The sequence below is a fragment of the Mesorhizobium sp. M5C.F.Ca.ET.164.01.1.1 genome, assembly GCF_004792125.1.
Taxonomy (GTDB): Bacteria; Pseudomonadota; Alphaproteobacteria; order Rhizobiales; family Rhizobiaceae; genus Mesorhizobium; species Mesorhizobium wenxiniae.
Genome location: NZ_SRTG01000001.1, coordinates 1938287 through 1941827, shown reverse-complemented (window position 1 = coordinate 1941827; position 3541 = coordinate 1938287). Strand labels below are relative to the sequence as shown.

Sequence of the window (3541 nt, the reverse complement as noted above, 5' to 3'; positions counted from 1 at the left end):
TTTGTGGATTTGGTTGCGGGGACAGGATTTGAACCTGTGACCTTCAGGTTATGAGCCTGACGAGCTACCGGGCTGCTCCACCCCGCGTCAACTTTTCAAGCAAGTCAGCGCTTTACTTAGGTACAAGTTCCGCCAAATGAAAGGGCCGCTTGCGCGGCCCGAGCTCGCGATTGGCGGGCCTGTTTTGTAAGGAGAAGATTTGGATTGTTGCGACGTGCGTTTTGCAGACCTGGCAGCGACCTACTCTCCCGCGTCTTGAGACGAAGTACCATCAGCGCTGGAGCGTTTCACGGCCGAGTTCGGAATGGGATCGGGTGCAGCCGCTCCGCCATAACCACCAGGTCGGCAAAGCGCACGTTGCTCGAGAAGCTGTTTTTTCGTGCCTGGCGTCGCGGTTTTCGGACGCAGTCCGCAAGCGCGACCGCGCGTCCGAGCCTTTGCGAGGCCCTGCCCGGAGGCGTCGGCGAAGCCGACTGCCGCGAGGGCAAACAACCATCAGGCGACAATCCTTTGGATTGCGCCGACGACAATCCTTTGGATTGCGCCGAGATGGGCATAAGGAATGAGAACGATCAAGCCGATCGAACTATTAGTACCGGTAAGCTTCAAGCGTTGCCGCTCTTCCACACCCGGCCTATCAACGTGGTCGTCTTCCACGGTTCTCAGGGAATACTCGTTTTAAGGTGGGTTTCCCGCTTAGATGCCTTCAGCGGTTATCCCGTCCGGATATAGCTACCCTGCTATGCGGCTGGCGCCACAACAGGTCCACCAGAGATCCGTCCATCCCGGTCCTCTCGTACTAGGGACAGATCCTTTCAATATTCCTACACCCACGGCAGATAGGGACCGAACTGTCTCACGACGTTCTGAACCCAACTCACGTACCGCTTTAAATGGCGAACAGCCATACCCTTGGGACCTGCTCCAGCCCCAGGATGCGATGAGTCGACATCGAGGTGCCAAACAACCCCGTCGATATGGACTCTTGGGGGTCATCAGCCTGTTATCCCCGGCGTACCTTTTATCCGTTGAGCGATGGCCCTTCCACGCGGGACCACCGGATCACTATGACCGACTTTCGTCTCTGCTCGACTTGTCAGTCTCGCAGTCAGGCAGGCTTATGCCATTGCACTCAGCGAACGATTTCCGACCGTTCTGAGCCCACCATCGCGCGCCTCCGTTACTCTTTAGGAGGCGACCGCCCCAGTCAAACTACCCACCATACATTGTCCCGGACCCGGATAACGGGCCGCGGTTAGACATCCATAGTGATAAGGGTGGTATTTCAAGGGTGGCTCCACCTGAGCTGGCGCCCAGGTTTCAAAGCCTACCACCTATCCTACACATGCCACTACGAATGCCAATGTAAAGCTATAGTAAAGGTGCACGGGGTCTTTCCGTCTAACCGCAGGAACCCCGCATCTTCACGGGGAATTCAATTTCACTGAGTCTATGCTGGAGACAGCGGGGAAGTCGTTACGCCATTCGTGCAGGTCGGAACTTACCCGACAAGGAATTTCGCTACCTTAGGACCGTTATAGTTACGGCCGCCGTTTACTGGGGCTTCGATTCAGAGCTTGCACCCCTCCTCTTAACCTTCCAGCACCGGGCAGGCGTCAGACCCTATACGTCGTCTTGCGACTTCGCAGAGCCCTGTGTTTTTGATAAACAGTCGCTACCCCCTGGTCTGTGCCACCCTCCTCCACTTGCGTGGAAAAGGGTCACGCTTCTTCCGAAGTTACGCGTGCAATTTGCCGAGTTCCTTCAGCATAGTTCTCTCAAGCGCCTTGGTATACTCTACCAGTCCACCAGTGTCGGTTTCGGGTACGGTCTATAAGGAGGAGCTATTTCCTGGAACCACGCAGCAGCCCTTTCAATCCGATAAGATTGGACTACCTCAATGATCCGTCACTTCCTCCAGGCCCACGAATATTAACGTGGTTCCCATCGTCTACGCATTTCTGCCTCGACTTAGGGGCCGGCTAACCCTGCTCAGATTAGCTTTAAGCAGGAACCCTTGGACTTTCGGCGGGGGAGTCTCTCACTCCCCTTACGTTACTCATGTCAGCATTCGCACTTCTGATACCTCCACCACCCCTCACGGGTATGGCTTCATCAGCTTACAGAACGCTCCGCTACCGCAGCGTAATCCCGAAGGATTATCGCCACCCTAAGCTTCGGTGTATGGCTTGAGCCCCGTTACATTTTCGGCGCAAAGACCCTTATTTAGACCAGTGAGCTGTTACGCTTTCTTTAAATGATGGCTGCTTCTAAGCCAACATCCTGGTTGTTTTGGGATCCTCACATCCTTTCCCACTTAGCCATAACTTGGGGACCTTAGCTGTAGGTCAGGGTTGTTTCCCTTTTCACGACGGACGTTAGCACCCGCCGTGTGTCTGCCGACTAGTACTCCCAGGTATTCGGAGTTTGGTTAGGTTTGGTAATCCGGTGAGGACCCCTAGCCCATCCAGTGCTCTACCCCCTGGGGTATTCGGTCGACGCTCTACCTAAATAGATTTCGCGGAGAACCAGCTATTTCCGAGTTTGATTGGCCTTTCACCCCTAGCCACAAGTCATCCCGAACTATTGCAACAGTTATGGGTTCGGTCCTCCAGTAAGTGTTACCTTACCTTCAACCTGCTCATGGCTAGATCACTCGGTTTCGGGTCTAATGCGACGAACTGAACGCCCTGTTCAGACTCGCTTTCGCTGCGCCTACACCTAGCGGTTTAAGCTTGCTCGTCACACTAAGTCGCTGACCCATTATACAAAAGGTACGTGGTCACCCTTGCGGGCTCCCACTGTTTGTAGGCAATCGGTTTCAGGTACTCTTTCACTCCCCTTGTCGGGGTGCTTTTCACCTCTCCCTCACGGTACTAGTTCGCTATCGGTCATGCACGAGTACTTAGGCTTGGAGGGTGGTCCCCCCAATTTCAGACAGGATTTCACGTGTCCCGCCTTACTCGAGGACGATGATTTGCATTACGCGTACGGGGCTGTCACCCACTATGGCCCTACTTTCCAGAAGGTTCCGCTTGTCTCATCATCGCCACTGGCCTGGTCCGGGTTCGCTCGCCACTACTGCCGGAGTCTCGGTTGATGTCCTTTCCTACGGGTACTTAGATGTTTCAGTTCCCCGCGTTCGCCACTTTATCCCTATGTATTCAGGATAAGTTACCTATTATCGATACTTGGAAACCACAGCAGCAAGTTGCCCTGCTGCTCTGATTTTCCAAGCACCTTAGGTGGGTTTCCCCATTCGGAAATCTACGGATCAAAGGGTATTCGCACCTCCCCGTAGCTTATCGCAGCGTATCACGTCCTTCATCGCCTGTGCATGCCAAGGCATCCACCAATTGCCCTTAAGACACTTGATCGTTCTCATTGCCAATACCCACCGCGCGATCTCGAAGAGATCGTCGCTTCAGCGCGATCCGAAGGATCGTCGCTTCAGCCAAATCCTGTGCAGAATTCGGCTTGATGTTATTGGCACAAAAAGACCAGCTTCTCGAGATCGGTTCGAGGGTGCGGTTAGGCAAAC

Annotated in this window: 1 tRNA gene and 2 rRNA genes; all 3 read right to left on the bottom strand. The window is 54.3% G+C overall.

Going from position 1 to position 3541, the window contains the following annotated elements:
- Positions 1-10: 10 nt before the first annotated feature.
- The 3 genes from EN807_RS09660 to EN807_RS09650 all read right to left on the bottom strand — a co-directional run bounded on the left by EN807_RS09660 (position 11) and on the right by EN807_RS09650 (position 3377).
- Positions 11-87, bottom strand: a tRNA-Met gene (locus EN807_RS09660).
- A 140-nt stretch (positions 88-227) separates the two neighbouring features.
- A 5S ribosomal RNA gene (gene rrf / locus EN807_RS09655) occupies positions 228-342 on the bottom strand.
- A gap of 226 nt (positions 343-568) precedes the next feature.
- Positions 569-3377 (bottom strand): 23S ribosomal RNA (locus EN807_RS09650).
- Positions 3378-3541: the final 164 nt, after the last annotated feature.